Raw genomic sequence first — 18,690 nt, forward strand, 5'->3', positions numbered from 1 at the left:
GTCGCGACCGTGCTCGGGTCCCGGCTGAGCCGTGGCCGGACGAGGCGGCAGCTGTCGGCCGGGCTCGCGCTCGGGGCGCCGCCTACTGCGGTCTGCCGCTCGCCTGGGCCGCCGCGCCCGCACTCGTGGTCTTCCTGGCCCTCCAGGTGTGCGCCGGAGCCCGCTGTTCCTCGGCGCTCGCTCGCGGCCGCCGCCTCGGTACGACGGGATGACGTTCAGCCAGCACCATTCGGCAGGCCGCCCTGCACCATTCGCCGGGCCACCTCGCACCACTCGCCGGGCCACCCCGCCCCGGTTGAGTCTCCCGTGGGGGGAGACACCAGGCTAGGGGCATGCACAGTGACACCCCATCCTCCCTCTACTCCATCGGAGAGCTGGCGCGCCGGACCGGTCTGACGGTGAAGGCGGTTCGGTTCTACTCCGACAAGGGACTCGTTCCGCCGACCGTCCGCAGCCCGGTGGGCTACCGGTTGTACGGCCCCGAGGCGCTCGCCCGTCTGGGCCTGGTCCGGACGCTGCGCGAGCTCGGGCTCGACCTGGCGACCGTGCGCAAGGTGCTGGACCACGAGGTGTCCCTCCCCGAAGTGGCCGAGGCGCACGCCGACGCCCTCGACGTACAGATCCAGGCCCTGCGGCTGCGCCGGGCGGTCCTGCGGGCCGTCGCACGGCACGGCCCCACCCCCATGGAGGCGGACCTCATGCACCGACTCGCCACGCTCTCCCGCGCCGAACAGCACCAGCTGGTGGCCGACTTCATCGACGCCGCCTTCGAGGACGGGGTCGCCAACCCGGAGTTCGCGAGCCTGATGCGGTCCGTCCTGCCGGAGCTTCCCGACGATCCCACCCCGGACCAGGTCGGAGCCTGGGCGGAACTCGCCGAGCTGTGCCGGAGCGCGGAGTTCAGGGCAGCGATACGACGCGTCGCCGAGGCCCAGGCGCAAGAGCCCTCTCCAGGCGCGGTCGGCGCCCTGCACGACGACCTCAATCGGGCGCTGCGCGAACGCGTCCTGGAGGCCGCGACCGTCGGCATCCTCCCGGCCTCCTTGTTGACCGCGCCGCTGACCGACTCGCTGAGCGACCTCTACGGGTACGCGTTCGAGCACGCGGGTGACGGCGACCTGCGCCGCTGGCTGCTCGCCCGCCTCCTCCTGACCGCCGACCCGCACGTCGAGCGGTACTGGCGCCTCCTGTCGACGGTCAACGGATGGCCCGCCTCACCGAGGCTGGCCCCTGTGTACACCTGGTTCACCGCCGCCGTGGCGGTGGCGCCGAACGGCTCTTCCTCGCCTCCGGGAGCACGCACGACGGGAAGGCCTGGGAGCTCCGTTCTCGCGCCCACAACGATGTGACACCGCGGCCGCTCGCGCAGGACCGTGTCGCGGGGGCGGAGTCTGAGGGGCGAACCAGGAGTCCGCTCCCAGGGTGGATCAGGGGCCGGTCAGGGTGATCACCGATGGACAACGGCGGCCGCCCTCAGCAGAGTTGATCTTACTGCTGAGGCACGTCACCGTTGCTCTGGAGGAACCTTGATGCGTAGACACCTCTCCCTCGCCGTGCTGGCCCTGGCCGCCGCTGTCACCGCGGGCCTGGCGGCGCCCGCGACCGCCGCCCAACGAGACCCCGTGCGCCAGAGGTTGGACACACTGCTGCACTCCGACCGCGCGCCCGGGGCGCTGGCGAGCGCCATGGACCGCAACGGGAAGCTCCGCAGCTACACCGCGGGTGTGGGGGACCGGGACACGCAAGCGAAGGTGCCCCGGGACGGCCAGGTGCGGATCGGCAGCGTCACCAAGACGTTCACCGCCGTGGTCGTGCTGCAACTGGTCCAGGAGGGCGAGATCGTCCTGGACGCCTCGGTCGAGAAATACCTGCCGGGCCTCGTGCGCGGAAAGGGGATCGACGGTCGGAAGGTCACGGTGCGTCAGCTCCTCCAGCACACCAGCGGACTTCCCGACTACGAGGACGACGTCACGAACGACATCCTTGAGCGCCGCTACCTCTCTCCCCGCGACGCCCTGGACGTCGCCCTCGGGCACGAAGCCGTCTTCACGCCCGGCACGCAGTGGGGATACAGCAGCACGAACTACCTGGTCGCCGGTCTCCTCGTGCAGAAGGTCACCGGACGGCCCCTCGCCGAAGAAGTCGACCGGCGCATCATCCGGCGCATCGGGCTGCGCCACACCTACTTCCCCGCCCCCGGCGAGACGGCCATCCGGGAACGCCATCCCCAGGGCTACCGCCAGGCAACCCCCAACGCGCCTCTGCGCGACGTCACCGACATCGACCCTTCCGCGTCTTGGGCGGGAGGCGCGATGGTCTCCACCCACTCCGACCTCAACCGCTTCTTCTCCGCGCTGCTCGACGGCGGCGAGCGGCTCCTGAAGAAGGACCAGCTCAAGGAGATGCGCACCACCGTCCCCATCGAAGACCCCAGCGTCCCCGCGGAGAAGCGCCGCTACCACGCCGGACTGGGGATCGTCAGCGTGAAGCTGCCCTCCTGCGGCAAGGTGGCCTGGGGCCACAGCGGCGCGATACCGGGCTACGGCACGTGGGCCGCGGCCACCGACGACGGCCGCGCCGCCAGCGTCTCGATGACCCTCGAACCGAAGAGCGGAGCAGCCGTGAAGCACCTCGAAGAAGCCATGGAGGCAGCCCTGTGCGACCGCTGACCGCCAGGCGGCGCGACAGCGGGCCGCCTCCGGGAAGAGGGCGACCCGCTGCGGATGCCAGGCGCCTACGGCCGTGTACGGGGTACTACGGCCTCACGGTGACTGCTGTGGGTGAGGGATCAGGTCGTGTACTCGATGCCGAGGACGATGTCCCGGATTTTGCTCAGGTTCGGGCCGAGGAGCCGGTTGAGGGTGAGGGTGAAGGTCTGGTCGGGGGAGCTGCCGATCAGGGCGTTGAGGGGGGACGGCGTTCCGCCGTGCAGGGGCGGACCGTTGGAACGAGCGGAATTGGACTCGAAGGTGAGGGAGATGTCGCGGTCGGATTTCTCGGCGCGGAGCACGGCCTTCAGCGGAGCGGTGTCGGGGCCGCAGAGCACCAGCAGCACATTGGCGATCTTCGCGGTGCTGACGGCGGGCAGCCCGAGCGCATGCGCGGGGAACTTGAGCTTGACGGGGCTGCCGGCGTCGGTGAGTTTCTGGAACTCCTCCGGGTCCAGCTGCCGCGCCGAGGCCAGGGCCAGGCCACCGCGGGCGGGTGCGGGGGCAGGCGGGGCGACGGCGGCTGAGTAGTGGGCGCGGGCGTCGATGGTGAGCATCACGTCGACGAGCCCCGCCAGGCCCTGAGGGTTGGCCCCGCTCGGCAGCTCCAGCTCCCAGACGGTGTCGACGCCGCTGCCCTCGAAGGTGAGCAGGGATTCGTCGGGGAGGCCGAAGACGTCCTTGTCGGTGCGGAGCCGGAATTCCGACACCGGCAGGGCGTCGGGCGGGCGCACGGAGGCGTGTGTGACGTTCGGATCGGCGGTGGAGATGGTGGACATCCCCAGGTTCCGCAGGATGCCGCGCGGCTGCCCGCGCAGCGCCTCATCGCTCACGGTGACGGTCACGGCCCGGATGCGGTAGCCGTACGTGCCGGGGTAGGCCAGGCGCAGCGGTGTCTCCTCGGTACGAAAGGTGCAGCGGCCGGTCGCCTTGAGTTCGGTGAAGCGGAGCGGGAAGTCGCGGGCCAGCGAGTAGGTGTGCTTGACCGGGACCGTGTGGCCCAGGCCGGCGAGCCGTACCGACTCGAGTTCGGACAGATCCAGTTGGAGTTGGTCGGCGCCGGTGACTCCCGCCGTGTCGCCGGGGAAGTAGTCGAGCTTGATCAGGCGCAACGCGCGGTCCTGCTCGTAGGCGAGGGCCCGCTCGGCGAGCCACGCGGTGCGCGATCCCAGTTCGAGGTAGCGGCGCAGGATCCTGCGGGACACCTGGGCGCAGGCCACCCAGAAGTCGATGTTGAGGGACCGTTCGGAGTGGAAGGCCAGCAAGGAGGCCGCCAGGGTCGCGTCGGCCTGGGCGATCTGGTTCTGGAGGGCGACGATGACCTGCTCGCGTTGCCGGCTGTCCAGCTGGGCCTGGGCCATCGGCAGGGTCTGCTGTGTGAGAGCGTTCAGGGCCGCCCGTCGGCCGTTGGCCTCGTTGGTCATGCTGTTCAGGGAGATGACCGATACGACGGTGGCGATGCCGAAGCCGGCCATGATGGAGCCGCTGGCACCGGCGCCGAGCATGCCGGTGCCCACCAGTTCCTTGCCGGTCACCTCGCTCACATAGCCCGCCGCGGTGGCCGACTTGGTGTCCTCGGGCAGCCCGAGTGCCATGTCCTTGACGTTGCCGATGAAGTCGCCCAGCTGCCCCAGGAAGCTGTCGTGGTCCTCGATCTCTTTCCGCTTCGCCGCGATGAGGTCGTTGACCTGCTGGACCTGGATGGCCGCGATCTGTGCGTTGTTGCCCGCGATCCGCGTCTGCTCGGCCGCCACCGCGGTCTGCAGCAGTGCCTTGTGGCGGAGGTTGAGCAGCTGCATTTCGTCAACGATGAGGTCCTCGATGCGGCCCATGACACGCAGCAGGTCACTCTCCGCGGACTTCGCCTGGCGCGCGTGCTCGCGGGCCGCGTCGGCGAGGGTGCGATAGCGCAGCAGGGGCACGACGTCCTGGCCGTAACCGAAGTAGTTGAGCCCGGCGGCGATCTGGTGCAGGCACAGGCGGGCGTGCTGGATCTGGGCGGTGCGCGCGGGGTTCTCCGCGGCCCGGCGGAAGCGCGGCGGTGGCGCGTCCCATGAGGGCAGGGTGGGCGGCCGCTCCCCATGCCGGAACAGGGCCGCCTTGTACAGCTCACGGGCCCGTGCGACGGCATCGGGTACGTCGCTGCGGTAGAGCTGGTCCGCCCATTCCAGGATGGCGCTGATCTGCCGCAGCTCGAAGTACGCCACGTCGACCGGATGCAGGGCCTCCTGGGGCGTTCGCGGACTGGGGAGGGTTGTGTAGGGAACGCTGCCGTGCTGGAACAGCATCGGCGCCGACGATTGGGGTCCTCTGAACTTCTTGAACGAGTACGGGTAGTCGCCGAGACCTCGGTAGACGCCCGTGGTCTCCAAGGTCGCGGTGCTGATCAGTGAGATGCGGTCGAGCGTGTCGGGATACATGAACGGCCTGGCGTACTGCCGCAGCGCCTCGGCGTAGTCGCTGAGAGCCACAGCGATGTCGCCGAGCAGAGAAGGGATCGCGATCAACTCGATCCTGGCGATCACTTCCGCCCGCTGCTTGCGGATGTCGGTATCGGGAGTGGACCGATCGCCCTTCCAGAACTCGAACACCTCATTGTCGTCATCGTCGACGCGGTCCTGCGGGATCGGATAGTCCAGATGGGTGTAGTACACCGCGCGGTTCTGGAAGTCTCTGAGGTCTGCCCACGTATCGACCTTCAGCTGCTTCCTGGCCTCCAGCGCCGCATCGCGTGACTCCTTCTCGTGGCTGGTGAGGAACCTGGCCCTCTCGATCAGGCTGCGCGCCTGCTGGTACTCGAGCCTGCCGAACGCCTTGCAGCCCTCCTGGAACGTCCACAGCATCAGGTAGTAGTTGACGTAGAGCCGCCAGCTCCGGTACCTGTCCTCGGGCAGCTGCTTGGCCTGGGGAAGGTCGAGCAGCCGCTGCGCGCGGTCGGGATTGACTCCCGTGCCGGTCGGCACACACCAGGTGACCTGGTACTGGTTCTCCGGTACGAAGGTGGCGTACTGGCGAACCCATTCCTCGTACTGCAGGTAGAACGGCGCCGCACCCTGAAAGGCCCGCTCGAAGATGGAGTTCGGGTCCACGCTCTGGAAGTCGTCCGCGAAGAACCCGCGAATGGTGGCGATGTTCTCCTCCACTTCGCTGGACAGGGCGCTGTCCGGCCGGGAGAGGTCGATCCGGTAGCGCAGTGCCAGTTCCGTGCCGCTCAGTTTGGAGAGCAGGATCAGCTGGTCGAGATACGTGCGGGCGGACTGACCCGGTGAGCGGGCCGGAATGGTGGCAGGGTCGATGCCACGGCCGTGTCCGGGACCAGTGGGTGCCACCAGTGCCCGGATCACGATCGGGATCAGGATCTCGTTGGCAGGGCGCCGTTGCAGCGAGACGGTGTGGAAGTCCTGGTGGAACCGTTCCGCGAGCCTGGTGTCATACACGTTCTCCCCGTCCACCCACAGATCGCGTAAGTAGTCCCGATAGCCGATCAGGAACTCGGGATCCGTGTCCCCGAGCACTCCCGTATCGCTCGCCTCGGTCTCCTTCGCGCCGCTCGCCGGGACAGGCGAATCCTTGTACCGGTCCTGCACCGCGGCCACGGCCGCGCCTGGTTCACCTGCTTCCACGTACTGGGGTGGCAGCGGCCAGTTCACCGCCTCCAGGGAGGCGAAGGAGTCCACCTTGGCCCGCAGTTCGGCCAGCGCCGACTCCGCTTCGTCCGCCACCGGACCTGGAGTGACGCTGTCGGCGGCCGCGCTCCGGACCTGGGCGGCGTACTCCTGGAACGCGCTCTCCGACCGCAGCTGCGCAAGCGGGGGCAGGACGGCCAGGGCGGCCAGCCTGCCGAGCGGATCGCAGAAGGCGGCCTCGAGAGCGGCGAGCACCGACTGGCGTGCGGACGCCTCCAGACCGCCGAAGGTGCCCTCTGCGCTGTCGTCGGACAAGGCGAGCGCCAGCTCGTCCAGGCGGCTCGGGCCACCCTGACGCATGTTCTCGCCGATCCTCTTCCATATGGTGGCGTCAACGTCTGTGTGCACCACGACGGATTCCTCCTCAAGGTCAGCCCGTCACGGCCAGAAACACGCCTCTTCGAGGTGTCCCAGCAGTGATGAGCAGTGATGGGTACGAAACACGGACGGGCGCTTCCGAGGCGCACGGGGAGGATGGGCGGCCAGGGCTGGGCCGGGTGCGTCCTGCCGTTGGTTCGCGGATAGCCGGTTGGACGACACCGGCCGCAACCGCCGACAGGCCGGCTCAGCGCCTGAAGGCGACGACGGCCGGGCAGCGCACGCGCCGGACATCGATGGCTGGTCTCTCGGCTGCTGTGTACCGTCCTGGACGGTAGGCGCGGGGTGGGTTTCAGAGCCGGAGGGGCGGTGCGACGCACCCCTGATCCCGGTTGCCACCCGGCCCACGCTCACGCCTGCGGCGGCCTGACTTCGCCTGAGTCTCCTGCTCTGCCACCGTTCCCCCTCGGTTCATCAACTCCGTCAACCCGTTACGACGCAGAAGCACGCCAACTATGCGGGTAGAGCGCGGAGAAGACGAACACCCGTTCCGCTCAACGGAACGAGCCGTGTAAAGCGCCCCCTGCCCATCGCTATGACAGGGGCAGGCGAGCAGCCGGCACTGCCGTGGGCATTCCAGAGAGGTGACCGTCCGGGATTCCCGAGAGGTGACCGTCCGGCAGTTCGGGCGCTTCCGGCGCGCAGCGTCAGGAGTTGCAGGCGGAGAGCGCTTCCAGTCCAGCCTGGCCGGGTCGAAGGGGAGGCGCTCGCAGGTGTCGGCGAACGAGATCGTGTTCGCCGACACGGGGGCACCCTCACGCTGCCGTTACCGGGCAAGCGAGAGGACCGGAGTCCGGCGGCACCGCCCTGACTGCCGCGGAAGGGATTCCAGCGCTCACAGAAATGTCCGGCAGCCCGTTTCCGCACCACGGGACAGAACGTGGTGCGGATGGGGCGGTCGGCGATGCGCGTGACGGTTTCGGCACGCGCGCCGGTTCGGGTCCCGTCGCCCGGTGCGGGGCGACGGCTTCGTCTCCGCGTGGTTCAGGAGGAGTCGGCGGCGCCCCCGCCCGGCCCGGGCTTGTCGAACAGGGCGCACAGCGTGGCGGACTGGAGTGCCTTGGAGGACTCGACCAGCTCGGGGAAGGCCTCCGGGAACTCGGCGAACGCCTCCGTGGAGATGAGGACGCTCGCGGTACGCCGGCCCGTGGCGTCTGTGAGGTTCGTGCTGAGGTAGCCGGGGATGCCGCCGTCGTGGGCCCACACCGTGCCGCACCCGGTGGTGGCGGTCTGGATGCCGAGGCCGTAGCCGGGCCCGTCCGGCTGGTCGGGGAAGATCGGCACGGTGGTGCGCATCTGCGCCAGCTGTGCGGCGGGCAGCAGCTTGCCGGACATCAACGCCGTGTAGAAGCGGTCCCAGTCATGGGCGGTGGACACCACCGCACCGGCCGCACCGCCCCACGAAGGGCTGTTGGCGGAGACATCCACGTGCTCCGGCCGGGGCACCCCGGCGTAGTTCCGGAACTCGGTCGGCACACCCGGCGGCATGTGCGCCGCATCGGGTTCGTAGCCGCGGGCGTGCGGGCCGCGCCAGGTCGAGTCCTCGGCGTAGTACGTGTGCCGCAGGCCGAGAGGCCGGGCGATCCGGTCACGGACCAGCTCCGCCAGGCCCCGGCCGGTGACCTTCTCCAGGACCGCGCCGACCGCGGCGTAGTTCGTGTTGCTGTAGGCCCACCGCGTGCCCGGAGGGAACAGCGGATCGTGCCGTACGCCCACGGCCAGCAGCTGCTCCGAGGTCCACCGCCTTTGGTCCTTGCCCAGGATGGAGGGCACGAGTTCCGGGTCCTCGGTGTAGTCGTGCAGGCCGCTGGTGTGGTTGAGCAGCATGCGCAGCGTGATCGCGTGGCCGTCCGGCACTTGGGCCGGCAGCCACTTGTCCACCGGGTCGGTCAGCGCGAGCTTGCCCTCGGCGGCCAGTTGCAGGACGAGGGTGGCCATCATGGTCTTGGTGTTGGAGCCCATCCGGAACTCGTCGCTCGGCTGGAGCCGGTGCTCGGAGCGGGCCCACGGCACCTGTTCGACGACCTCGATCGGCCGACCGCGGCCGTCGTCCACCCGCACCACCACACCGGGCGCCCCGGCAGCCACCACCTTTCGTGCCAACTTCACCAGCTGGTCGCGCTGTTGGGCTCTGGCATCCTTCCCGGATGCAGACGCGCCGTGCGCCGAAACGGTGCCGGTCGGCCCGGTCGCCGCCTGCCCCGGCTGCTCAAGGCCTATGCCTAGACCGGCCGCCGTCAGGACGGACACCGCCGCCACCAGGCGGAGGCGGTGTCTAAGAGTCCGGTGAACCGGGCGCGTTCGGATGGGCCTGCGTACGGGTAAGTGGTGCGACTTGGTCGTCATGCCGATCACCCTTGCGTACGGACGCCGTGCGCGTCACTGGAGCGCGCCGGACCTGTGGAGGTGGGGCTTGCCCCCGCATGAGCCACAGCGTGCCCTCGCCGCACCCGCAGCCGGAAAATGATCGGTCGCCGCCGGTACAGGGAGTCGAGAGCAGCTTCGCCCTCGTGCGCGAGGACCGGTTCGGACGCGTCGTGGTCGCCGGGGGTCCCTGGGCGGGGGAGCTGTGGCCGGAGGGCATGCTCGATGCTCCCGTGGGCCGCATCGGGGCGCGGATTCCGCCCTGGGCCCGTCCGGTCTGAGGGCGTCGAGGACTCGGCGTCCACCACGCCGTCGCGGACGTCCTCCCGGCCCGCCACGCGGTGGCGGAGCGACATCGCCTCGACTCCGAGCGGTTCGGCGACGGCCCACATGGTGAGCGCGTGTTCGGGGAAGTGAAACGCCTCAGGACTCACCCGCTGATGAAGCGGATGAATGAGTCGCCGGTCAGACCCCGGGCCCCACGATCAGGACGACCTTCCCCCGGGGATGCCCCCGCTCCTGGTGGCGGACGGCGGCCGGGGCCTCGGCCAGAGGAAAGACGCTGTCGACGACCGGAGTGAGGGCGCCGCTCTCGATCAGGGATGTGAGGGTCAGCAGGTCCGCCCGGCGTACGACGGCCAGCAGGCCGAGCAGATCGTGCCGTACGAAGCGGGTCAGCAGGGCCATCCGCAGCTGGGTGCCGGTGTCGCCGAACCATCGGCTTCCGTCCTCGCCGCCGATGCGCACGAGGGTGCCGCTCGGGGTGAGGACGCGGCGCAGCAGGGGCAGGGGCCGGTTCCCGGCGGCATCGAGGACGACGTCGTACCGGTGAGGGCCGTCGGTGATCTCCTGACGGGCGTGGTCGAGGACGGCCGCGGCACCCAAGGAGCGCACGAACTCGGCCGAGGCCCCGCCGCAGACCCCGACGACCTCCGCGCCGTGGGCGACGGCGAGCTGGACGGCGAAGCTGCCCACGCCGCCCGAGGCGCCGATGACCAGCACCTTCTGACCTGCCCGCAGGCCCGCCTTGGCGTGCAGGGCCTGGAGGGCGGTGACGCCGGAGACCGGGACGGCGGCGGCCTGCTCGAAGGTGACGTTCTCGGGCTTCGGGGCGATCCTCTCGGTCTTGGCGAGCGCGTACTCGGCGAAGGAGCCGTCAAGGTGCCCGTAGACCGCGTCGCCGGGGGCGAAGTCCGGCACTTTCGCGCCGACCGCTTCGACGCGTCCGGCGCCGTCCCAGCCCCGTACGGGATTCCTCGGCCCGCGCAGTCCGAAGACCGGACGGACCATCAGGGGCAGCCCGGTCATCACATGCCGGACGTCCGGGCCGACCCCGGCGGCGTACACGCGCACCAGCACCTCGCCCTCGGCGGGGGAGGGGCGGGCGATGTCCCGTACGTGAAGCGTGTCCGCGGAGCCGTAGACGTCCTGGACGATGGCCTGCACGGTGGATTCCCCCGGTCGAGGTGAGCGGGCACGGCTCCGGCGGGGCGCGGGCGGTGCACGCGCGCGTACGTGCGCGCCGGGGCGCGGCCCCGCAGCGGCCTCCCCAGCATCGCGCGAACGCGCGCCCCTGCCTAGGGAGTTGGGCCCATCGGCCCGCACTCGTACCGGCGGGAGCAGGAACCGGCCACCCACCCATTGACATGATCATGAAGCATGACGAGCCTGGCGTTCGCGCACAAACGTGCCGGACAACTGCAAGGGGGGCTCATGAGACGAAGAACCCGTGCGAGATCGATCCTCGCCGCCGGTGCCCTGCTCGTCGGCGGGGTGGCCGCCGCACCGCAGGCCCAGGCGAGCGGCCCGGCCGGGGCCTCGGCCGACGGCGACGCGGCGGCCGTGAAGGTCTATCAGGCCGAGGTCACCAAGAAGCAGATACCCATCGTGCTCAAGGCGGGCCAGGACGCCCACGAACTCGCCGGGCAGGTGCCCGAACGCGGCACCGGACGCGTCGAGCTCTATCTGACCGAAGCCCAGGCGAAGTCGATCGAACGCCAGGGTGTCGACCTCGAAGAGCACAAGATCTCCCAGGCCACCGAGAAGCGGCTCGCGGCCGCGGGCGACGGCGTCTACCGGCCCTACAGCGGCAAGGGCGGGCTCCAGGAGGAGATCGTCAAGACCGCGCAGGCCCACCCAGGCCTCACCAAGGTCGTCTCCATCGGCAAGACGCTCCGCGGCAAGGACATCCTCGCGCTCAAGCTCTCCAAGGGCGCGGCGAAGTCCAAGGACGGCTCCAAGCCGGCCACGCTGTACATGTCCAACCAGCACGCGCGCGAGTGGATCACCCCCGAGATGACCCGCCGCCTGATGCACCACTACCTCGACAACTACGGCAAGGACAAGCGCATCACCAAGCTCGTGAACTCCACCGAGCTGTGGTTCGTGCTCTCCGCCAACCCCGACGGCTACGACTTCACGCACGCCGCCGACGGCGACCGCCAGTGGCGCAAGAACCTCCGCGACATCGACGGCGACGGCAGGATCGCCGCGGGCGACGGCGTCGACCTCAACCGCAACTTCGCCTACAAGTGGGGTTACGACAACGAGGGTTCGTCCCCGAACGCGTCCTCGGAGACCTACCGCGGCGCCGGCCCGATGTCCGAGCCCGAGACGAAGGCGATCGACCGCTTCCAGAAGCGCATCGGCTTCACGTACGGGATCAACTACCACTCGGCGGCCGAACTGATCCTCTACGGGGTGGGCTGGCAGGTCGCCACCCCCACGCCCGACGACGTGCTCTACAAGGCCCTGGCCGGCACCCCCGAGAAGCCCGCGGTTCCCGGCTACCACCCGCAGGTCTCCTCCGAGCTGTACACCACCAACGGCGAGGCCGACGGACACGCGGGCAACGTCAACGGCATCGCGATGTTCACGCCGGAGATGTCCACCTGCCAGACCGCCTCGAACATCGACCCCAATGACGCCTGGAAGCCCCAGGACTGCGCGTCCGTCTTCACCTTCCCCGACGACGAGAAGCTGATCCAGCAGGAGTTCGCGAAGAACGTGCCCTTCGCGCTCGCCGTCGCCGAGTCCGCGCTCCACCCCGACCGCCCGGTCTCCGTCACCGGGACCGACGCCCCCGACTTCACCCCCGACTCCTTCACCACCTCCTACGCGCGCGGCGGTGACCAGGAAGTCGCCGTCACCGCCCGCAGGTCGGTGCGTGACAAGGAGCTGCGCTACCGCGTCAACGGCGGCCGCACGCAGACCGAGGAACTCGCGCGCTGGAAGGGCGGCGAGACCTACGGCGGTGAGGACGACCTGTACTTCGACCAGTACCGCGCCGAGGTCGAGGGCGCGCGCGTGGGCGACAAGGTGGAGGTGTGGTTCAGCGGCCGCGCCAAGAAGGGCCGCACCGACAGCGAGCACTTCACCTACACCGTCGCCGAACGCCCCAAGGCGAACACCCTCGTCGTCGCCGAGGAGGGCGCGAGCGCCACGCAGACCCAGAAGTACGTCGACGCCGTGCAGGCCAGTGGCCGTACGGCGGCGGTCTGGGACGTCGCCAAGCAGGGCACCCCGCACCCGCTGGGCGTCCTGTCGCACTTCCGCGCGGTGGTGCACTACACCGGCGACCCGGTGCCCGGCGCGCCCACCCAGCTGGCCCTGCGCGCCTACCTCAACGAGGGCGGCAAGCTCATCGAGTCCGGCGAGCGGACGGGCGGCAACGTCGACCTCGGCGACGCCCTCACCGACGACTTCGCGCAGTACTACCTGGGTGCCTACGAACGCCTGCCCGCGGCCGGAGTCCAGCGCTTCACCGGCAGCGGCGCCCTCGCCGGAGCCGACGGGCCGGTCGCGGCCGCCGAGGGCAACCCGCTGGACAAGGCGGGCCGCTTCACCGTCACCTCCGACAGCCTGCCCGCGCAGCAGTTCCCGCAGTTCAAGAGCGCGGCGGCGGGTGCTTACCCCGGCCTGACCAACCCCTACGCCCCGTACGCGGGCCAGGGCATGGCCTCCGCGACCCACTCAGACCGGGACTACAAGCGCCTCACCCACACCATCGACCTCACCGGTGTCACGGCCGCCGACCAGCCGCAGCTGCGCCTCGCGCTGAACTGGAACCTGGAGAACGGCTTCGACCACGGTCTGCTGGAGGCACACACTCCGGGCGCCGACGACTGGACCACCCTGGCGGACCGCAACGGCGGCTCGTCCAGCGCCGTGCCCGCCCAGTGCACGGCGGGCTTCTTCATCAACGCCCACCCGTTCCTGCGCCACTACCTCACCCGCGGCGCGACCAGCTGCACGGCCAGCGGCAGCAGCGGCAGCTGGAACAGCTTCACCGGCTCCTCCGGCGGCTGGAAGCAGACCGCCTTCGACCTCAGTGCCTACGCGGGCAAGAAGGTCGAGGTCTCCCTCAGCTCGGTCACCGACCCCTCCGACGGCGGGCGCGGCCTCTTCGCCGACAACGCCCAACTGGTCGTCGGCGGCACCGCGACCGAGACCGAGGGATTCGAGACCTCGCTCGGCACCTGGGCCGTCGCCCCGGCCCCGCCCGGAAGCGCCAACATCACCGGCGACTGGGCCCGCACCGGTGAGCTCTACCGGCCCCACGCCGCGGTCACCGCACGCGACAGCGTCCTGCTCGGCTTCGGATTCGAGCACGTCACCGAAGCCACCGACAGGGCGGCCCTGATGCGCGCCGCCCTGAACCACCTGCGCGACTGACATGACACCCGACGGCCGTAACTCGAGTCCGGGCCCACAGCCCTGACGGAGAGGAACGTCCAGGAAAAGCGCGACCCGCATGGCGTCGGCCTCCGGACCCGCAGGGGTCCGGAGGCCGATCCGTTGCCCCGTCGCCGCACCGGCGAGACCGCACGTCGCCTGCCGGAACTCGGCGTCCCCGGCGCACCGCTGTACTCCGGCGCGCTCCGGGACGAAATAACGGGGGAGCCCGGCCGCTTACCTCTAGCGATGACCACGGGGCGGATCGCGCTCCACCGCAAGGGAGGGGACGGGAGCCGATGAGCCTTCGTCAGTTCGAGTACGCCCTGGCCGTCGCCGAGGAGGGATCGGTGACGGCGGCGGCCGAGCTGCTGCGCGTCGCTCAGCCGTCGGTGTCCCAGCAGATCCGCGGCCTGGAACGGGAACTGGGCGTGACCCTGTTCACCCGCACGCCGACCGGCCTGGTGCCCACCGTGGTCGGCCGGGCGTTCCTGCGGGAGGCGGAGGTCGCCGTGAGCGCGGTGCGGCGGGCGCGGGCGACCGCCCGGGCCGGTGCCGACGAACTGGTGGGCGAACTGGCGGTGGCGGCGCAGATGGGCCTGGGCACGCGGCAGTTGCCCGGTGCCCTGAGCGCGCTGCGCCTGCGCTTCCCGCGCCTTGAGGTCACCGTCTTCGAGGAGCCGAACCCCGCCGAGCTGGAGCGCCTCGCGCGCGGGAGCGTCCTGGACCTCGCCCTGATGGCCGGGCCGTGCGGGGAAGGCCTGTACGAGGGCCACCACCTCGGGGACGAGGAGTTCGTCGTGGTCCTTCCCGCAGGGCATCCGCAGCTCGCCGCGGACCGGGTCGCGCTGCGCGAACTGGAAAGGGAGCCGTGGGTGCGGTTCGACCAGAGCAGCGCCCTCGACGGCGTACTGCGGGATGTGCTGCGCGACAACGACCTGACCCCGACCACCGTCGCCCGCGTGTCCCAGACGGCGACGGCCGTGCGCTGGGCCGCCCACGGTCTCGGGGTGACGCTCGTCCCGGCCTCGGCGGTGCCCCACGGGCACGAGCACCTCGTCCGGCCGGTGTGCCCGGTCGTGTCGCTGCCCGTCGTCGCCGCGGTCCGGCCCGGCGCGGGCCCGGCGGAGACGGCCCTGCTCGACCTCCTGCGGCTGGAGACCTGGCACAGAGCCGCCTTCTTCGCGCCGGTGTCCTGAGGGCCGGGCGCGGGTGGGTGCCGCCTCAGCAGAGGGGCGCCGCCTCGTCGGAGGGGCGCAGGCTCAGCGGTAGGCGCCGAGGAAGGCGGTGACGCCCGCGGCGGCGTAGCGGTCGAGTTCCTCCTGGGTGTGCTGCGGGCCGCCGTGGAACATGGCCTGATTCACGGGGATCCAGAGCAGCAGACCGGAGAAGTGGTGGGCGGCGAGCAGCGGGTCGTCGATCCGGAGCAGCCCCGCGTCGGTCAGGCGCTGGAAGGTGCCCGCCAGGGTGGCGAGGACCCGCTCGAAGCCCTGCTCGTACCAGGCCGCGCCGAGCTCGGGGAACGTGTCGGCGTTGGCGATGATCAGGCGGCGCAGCTGGAGGACCTGGGGCTGGGTCAGGGCGGTCAGGAACTGCCGGGCGAGGCGGGCGAGGTTCTCCTCGAGGCGGTCGGCGTCGGCCGGGATGTCGGCCACCAGGTCGATCATGGCGTCGGTCCGATGGGTGGTGGCCAGGACGATCTCGGCGAACAGCTTCTCCTTGTCGGCGAAGTGCTTGTAGACGGTCTGCTTGGAGACGGCCGCCAGCTTCGCGACGTCGTCCATGCTGGTGCCCGCGTACCCCTTGTCGACGAACACCTGCGTGGCGGCGTCCATGATCGCCCCGCGCTTACGGGCCGACCTGCTCTGCTCGGCCGCTTCCATCCCGGCTCCCTTCAGTACTGGACAGTCTAGTTCTGGCCCGACTACTGTAGCGCTCGCACCGCGAGGAGTACTGAACCGTCTAGTTCTAGTTGGGGGATCGCGCCATGACGCACACGATTGAAGCTCCCGTCGCCGCCACCACGGCGGCCGCACGGCCGACGGCCCGTGCCCTCCTGGCCGGAGCCGTCGTGGCCGGTCCGCTGTTCCTGGGCGCGGGCCTGATCCAGGGGCTCACGCGGGACGGCTTCGACTTCACCCGCAACGCGCTCAGCCAGCTGAGCCTCGGCGACCCGGGCTGGATCCAGGTGACCGGCTTCCTGCTGACGGGCATGCTGCTGATCGCCGGTGCCGTCGGCATGCGCCGCGTGTTGCGGGGCGGCCCCGGCGGGGTGTGGGCGCCCCGGCTGACCGCTGTCTTCGGCGCGTCGTTCCTGCTCTCCGCGGTCTTCGCCGCCGACCCCGGCGCCGGTTTCCCCGCGGGCGCCCTGACGCCCGTGCCACGTCCATGAGTTGGCACGGCACCCTGCACATGCTCAGCGGCATGGTGGGCTACCTCGCCCTGTGCGCGGCCTTCCTCGTGCTGGCCCGCCACTTCGCCGCTCGCGGACTCCGGGGGTGGGCCGTCGGCAGCCGTCTCGTCGCCGCCGCTGTCCTCGTCGGCTTCGCGGGCTCCGCCGCCACCGTCCTGGCCTTCACCGCCGGGGCCGGTCTGGGCCTGCTGGGCCTTGCCGCGGTCACCGCCCGCCTGGCCAGGGCATACGCCCCCGCCGGCCACTGACCCCTCAACTCGCTTACTCACCCACCAACCCACCAGAGACAGGACACGGCAATGGCCCAGACAGGCAACGGCCCGGCGAGCTACTTCCCCTCCATCGAGAAGAAGCACGGGCGCCCGATCGCGGACTGGATGGACCTCATCCGCAGCTCGCCGCTGACCAAGCACATGGAGCTCGTCACCTGGCTCAAGACCGAACACGGACTGGGTCACGGACACGCGAACGCGCTCGTCGCCCACGTGCGCGCCGAAGACGGCGGCAAGTAGGTCAACCCACCCGGGCCGATGGGCCTCCGGGCCCCGCGGCGGGGGGCGTTCGTGCTTCCCGCCCATGTCCGAACGGCCACCGCGGACTCCCTGCCGGGGTGCGGCGCGGTCGATGTGAGGCGGTGGGTAAAGTACAGCCGACTTTGCTCACCATTTACTCTCATTACCCTCACATGACCGAAATCGGCAGGAGTCGCAGAATGCCCCACCCCATACGCCCGCGTCGCGCCGCGGTGCTGGCCGCCGCCTCGCTGATCGCGATCCCCGCCCTCGCCGGCTGCGGCGGCGGGTCCGACGGCGCGGCCAAGGGCGAGCGGACGTCGACCGTGACCCCGTCCGCGGGGACCGGCGGGGGCAAGTCCGCGCTCCCTTCGGCTCTCACCGGCCAGCGCCTGTCCTGGAGCCCCTGCTCCGCGCCGTCCGCCGCCCAGGGCACCGCCGAAGCGCCCGGCGAGGCATGGCAGTGCGCCACCATGAAGGCGCCCCTCGACTACGCCGAGCCGAAGGGCGAGACCGTCGGCGTGGCCCTCATCCGCAAGAAGGCCACCGACTCCGACCGGCGCATCGGCTCCCTCGTCTACAACTTCGGCGGCCCCGGCGCCTCCGGCGTCGCCACCCTCCCGCAGGCGGCCGAGGACTACGCGAAGCTCAACGCCGCCTACGACCTGGTCAGTTTCGACCCGCGCGGCGTCGGCGACACCACGACCGTCAAGTGCCTGGACGACAAGACGCTCGACACCGACCCGGGCAGCGGGGACGTGCTCAAGGACGCCAGGCGGATCGCGCGGGCCTGCGAGAAGAACTCCGCCAAGGTGCTCCCGCACGTCGGCACCGCCACCACCGCGCACGACATGGACCTGATGCGCCAGGTGCTCGGCGACAAGAAGCTGCACTACTTCGGCATCTCCTACGGCACCGAACTCGGCGGGGTGTACGCGCACCTGTTCCCCAAGAACGTCGGCCGTACCGTCTTCGACGCAGTCGTCGACCCGAGCCAGGACCCGGTGCAGTCGGGTCTCGCCCAGGCGAAGGCCTTCCAGAAGTCGCTGGAGTCCGCCATGGCCTACTGTGCCAAGGAGTACACCGACAACTGCCCGACCGGTAAGAACGCCGCCGAGGGCAACCGGCGCATCAACGCCATGCTGGCCGAGCTCGACAAGAAGCCCGCGCCCACCGAGAGTGGCCGCAAGCTCACCAAGGAGCTCGCCCTGACCGGCATCGGCGCCACCCTGTACGCGGGCGAGGAGGGCTGGGAGGCCCTGACGCAGAGCCTGGGCGAGACGATGCAGGACGGCACCGGCGACAGCCTGCTGATGTTCGCCGACTCCTACAACGGCCGCGACGACAAGGGCCGTTACAGCAACATGCACGCCGCCAACACCGCGATCACCTGCGCCGACACCCGCAGCCGCCACACCCGGGCCGATGTGGACGACAAGCGCCCGGCCTTCGAGAAGGCCTCCCCGGTCTTCGGCCCGTCCATGGTGGAGGGCCTGCTCGGCTGCTCGCAGTGGCCGGTGCGCGGCGAGGCGGACAAGCCCGAGGTGGCCGCGCCCGGCGCCGACCCGATCGTGGTCGTCGGCAACACCGGCGACCCGGCCACGCCCGTCGAGGGCGCCCGGCGCATGGCCCGGCAGCTGGGCAAGGGCGTCGGCGTCACCCTGACCGTCGACGGTGAGGGTCACGGCACGTACGGCGAGAACCGCTGCGCCACCAAGGCGATCGACACGTTCCTGATCGACGGCAAGGCCCCGGCCGACGGCACCGTCTGCAAGTAGCCCCCGACGCCCACGCTCACGGCGCTCGCGTGGGCCTAGTGCCCTTTTCGCAGTCGGCTCGGCGGCCGTCGGGTCGAGGGTGGTCGAGAGGGTCGCGTTGTCGTCCGGGAATGAATCCGGGCCTCCGGTTCGTTGCAGAACACCAGTACAGATACCCCCACCCGTATTTTTGAATAC

Annotated in this window: 13 protein-coding genes; 9 read left to right on the plus strand and 4 right to left on the minus strand. The window is 70.7% G+C overall.

All coding sequences use genetic code 11. The features are described from left to right. Positions 1-332: 332 nt before the first annotated feature. Together AC5WAM_RS41105 and AC5WAM_RS41110 are read left to right on the plus strand one after the other, a co-directional pair. Positions 333-1,349 carry a MerR family transcriptional regulator gene (locus AC5WAM_RS41105; RefSeq protein ID WP_495520856.1) on the plus strand — a complete coding sequence of 339 codons (1,017 nt, stop codon included), beginning with the start codon at positions 333-335 and terminating at the stop codon, positions 1,347-1,349. 180 nt (positions 1,350-1,529) lie between these two features. Then, entirely contained in the window at positions 1,530-2,669 is a 1,140-nt protein-coding gene (locus AC5WAM_RS41110) for a serine hydrolase domain-containing protein (protein WP_495520857.1), read from the plus strand. Positions 2,670-2,788: 119 nt separating this feature from the next. Here the strand turns inward: AC5WAM_RS41110 and AC5WAM_RS41115 are convergent, their stop codons facing one another. Together AC5WAM_RS41115 and AC5WAM_RS41120 are read right to left on the minus strand one after the other, a co-directional pair. Then, positions 2,789-6,694, minus strand: coding sequence for a Tc toxin subunit A-related protein (locus AC5WAM_RS41115; RefSeq protein ID WP_495520858.1), 3,906 nt, complete (start codon positions 6,692-6,694; stop codon positions 2,789-2,791). A 1,062-nt stretch (positions 6,695-7,756) separates the two neighbouring features. Next, positions 7,757-8,881, minus strand: coding sequence for a serine hydrolase domain-containing protein (locus AC5WAM_RS41120; RefSeq protein ID WP_495520859.1), 1,125 nt, complete (start codon positions 8,879-8,881; stop codon positions 7,757-7,759). 314 nt (positions 8,882-9,195) lie between these two features. Here AC5WAM_RS41120 and AC5WAM_RS41125 point away from each other — a divergent pair, with 314 nt between their 5' ends. Then, positions 9,196-9,417 (plus strand): hypothetical protein, encoded by a 222-nt coding sequence (locus AC5WAM_RS41125; RefSeq protein WP_495520860.1) that lies wholly within the window; start codon positions 9,196-9,198, stop codon positions 9,415-9,417. Positions 9,418-9,601: 184 nt separating this feature from the next. On the opposite strand, the gene AC5WAM_RS41130 is transcribed toward AC5WAM_RS41125, so the two are convergent. Beyond that, the gene (locus AC5WAM_RS41130; RefSeq protein ID WP_495520861.1) at positions 9,602-10,582 is read right to left on the minus strand and encodes an NAD(P)-dependent alcohol dehydrogenase; all 981 of its coding nucleotides are present in this window, start codon (positions 10,580-10,582) and stop codon (positions 9,602-9,604) included. A gap of 267 nt (positions 10,583-10,849) precedes the next feature. On the opposite strand from AC5WAM_RS41130, the gene AC5WAM_RS41135 reads away from it, so the two are divergent. Continuing rightward, positions 10,850-13,810, plus strand: a complete 2,961-nt coding sequence (locus tag AC5WAM_RS41135) for a M14 family metallopeptidase (RefSeq protein WP_495520862.1) — start codon at positions 10,850-10,852, stop codon at positions 13,808-13,810. A gap of 299 nt (positions 13,811-14,109) precedes the next feature. After that, positions 14,110-15,009: a LysR family transcriptional regulator gene (locus AC5WAM_RS41140; protein WP_366791719.1), complete on the plus strand. Its 900-nt coding sequence runs from the start codon at positions 14,110-14,112 to the stop codon at positions 15,007-15,009. Positions 15,010-15,072: 63 nt separating this feature from the next. On the opposite strand, the gene AC5WAM_RS41145 is transcribed toward AC5WAM_RS41140, so the two are convergent. Then, complete coding sequence (locus AC5WAM_RS41145) at positions 15,073-15,693, minus strand: TetR/AcrR family transcriptional regulator (RefSeq protein WP_495520863.1); 621 nt, start codon at positions 15,691-15,693, stop codon at positions 15,073-15,075. Positions 15,694-15,797: 104 nt separating this feature from the next. On the opposite strand from AC5WAM_RS41145, the gene AC5WAM_RS41150 reads away from it, so the two are divergent. The 4 genes from AC5WAM_RS41150 (at position 15,798) to AC5WAM_RS41165 (ending at position 18,513) form a co-directional block, all read left to right on the plus strand. Further along, positions 15,798-16,202, plus strand: coding sequence for a DUF998 domain-containing protein (locus AC5WAM_RS41150; protein ID WP_495520864.1), 405 nt, complete (start codon positions 15,798-15,800; stop codon positions 16,200-16,202). Further along, positions 16,199-16,471 (plus strand): DUF998 domain-containing protein, encoded by a 273-nt coding sequence (locus AC5WAM_RS41155; protein WP_495520865.1) that lies wholly within the window; start codon positions 16,199-16,201, stop codon positions 16,469-16,471. The genes AC5WAM_RS41150 and AC5WAM_RS41155 overlap by 4 nt, the downstream gene beginning before the upstream one ends. A gap of 51 nt (positions 16,472-16,522) precedes the next feature. After that, positions 16,523-16,735, plus strand: coding sequence for a DUF4287 domain-containing protein (locus AC5WAM_RS41160; RefSeq protein ID WP_366791716.1), 213 nt, complete (start codon positions 16,523-16,525; stop codon positions 16,733-16,735). Positions 16,736-16,935: 200 nt separating this feature from the next. Then, the gene (locus AC5WAM_RS41165) at positions 16,936-18,513 is read left to right on the plus strand and encodes an alpha/beta hydrolase (RefSeq protein ID WP_495520866.1); all 1,578 of its coding nucleotides are present in this window, start codon (positions 16,936-16,938) and stop codon (positions 18,511-18,513) included. The last annotated feature ends 177 nt before the right edge of the window (positions 18,514-18,690 follow it).

The organism is Streptomyces sp. JLYT201, from assembly GCF_059448825.1.

Bases quoted from the DNA above. Each gene is read 5' to 3' on its own strand.
- AC5WAM_RS41160 (WP_366791716.1), top strand. From the start codon at position 16,523: ATGGCCCAGACAGGCAACGGCCCGGCGAGCTACTTCCCCTCCATCGAG.
- AC5WAM_RS41165 (WP_495520866.1), top strand. From the start codon at position 16,936: ATGCCCCACCCCATACGCCCGCGTCGCGCCGCGGTGCTGGCCGCCGCC.
- AC5WAM_RS41135 (WP_495520862.1), top strand. From the start codon at position 10,850: ATGAGACGAAGAACCCGTGCGAGATCGATCCTCGCCGCCGGTGCCCTG.
- AC5WAM_RS41115 (WP_495520858.1), bottom strand. From the start codon at position 6,694: ATGCGTCAGGGTGGCCCGAGCCGCCTGGACGAGCTGGCGCTCGCCTTG.
- AC5WAM_RS41110 (WP_495520857.1), top strand. From the start codon at position 1,530: ATGCGTAGACACCTCTCCCTCGCCGTGCTGGCCCTGGCCGCCGCTGTC.
- AC5WAM_RS41105 (WP_495520856.1), top strand. From the start codon at position 333: ATGCACAGTGACACCCCATCCTCCCTCTACTCCATCGGAGAGCTGGCG.
- AC5WAM_RS41155 (WP_495520865.1), top strand. From the start codon at position 16,199: ATGAGTTGGCACGGCACCCTGCACATGCTCAGCGGCATGGTGGGCTAC.
- AC5WAM_RS41140 (WP_366791719.1), top strand. From the start codon at position 14,110: ATGAGCCTTCGTCAGTTCGAGTACGCCCTGGCCGTCGCCGAGGAGGGA.
- AC5WAM_RS41145 (WP_495520863.1), bottom strand. From the start codon at position 15,693: ATGGAAGCGGCCGAGCAGAGCAGGTCGGCCCGTAAGCGCGGGGCGATC.
- AC5WAM_RS41150 (WP_495520864.1), top strand. From the start codon at position 15,798: ATGACGCACACGATTGAAGCTCCCGTCGCCGCCACCACGGCGGCCGCA.
- AC5WAM_RS41125 (WP_495520860.1), top strand. From the start codon at position 9,196: ATGAGCCACAGCGTGCCCTCGCCGCACCCGCAGCCGGAAAATGATCGG.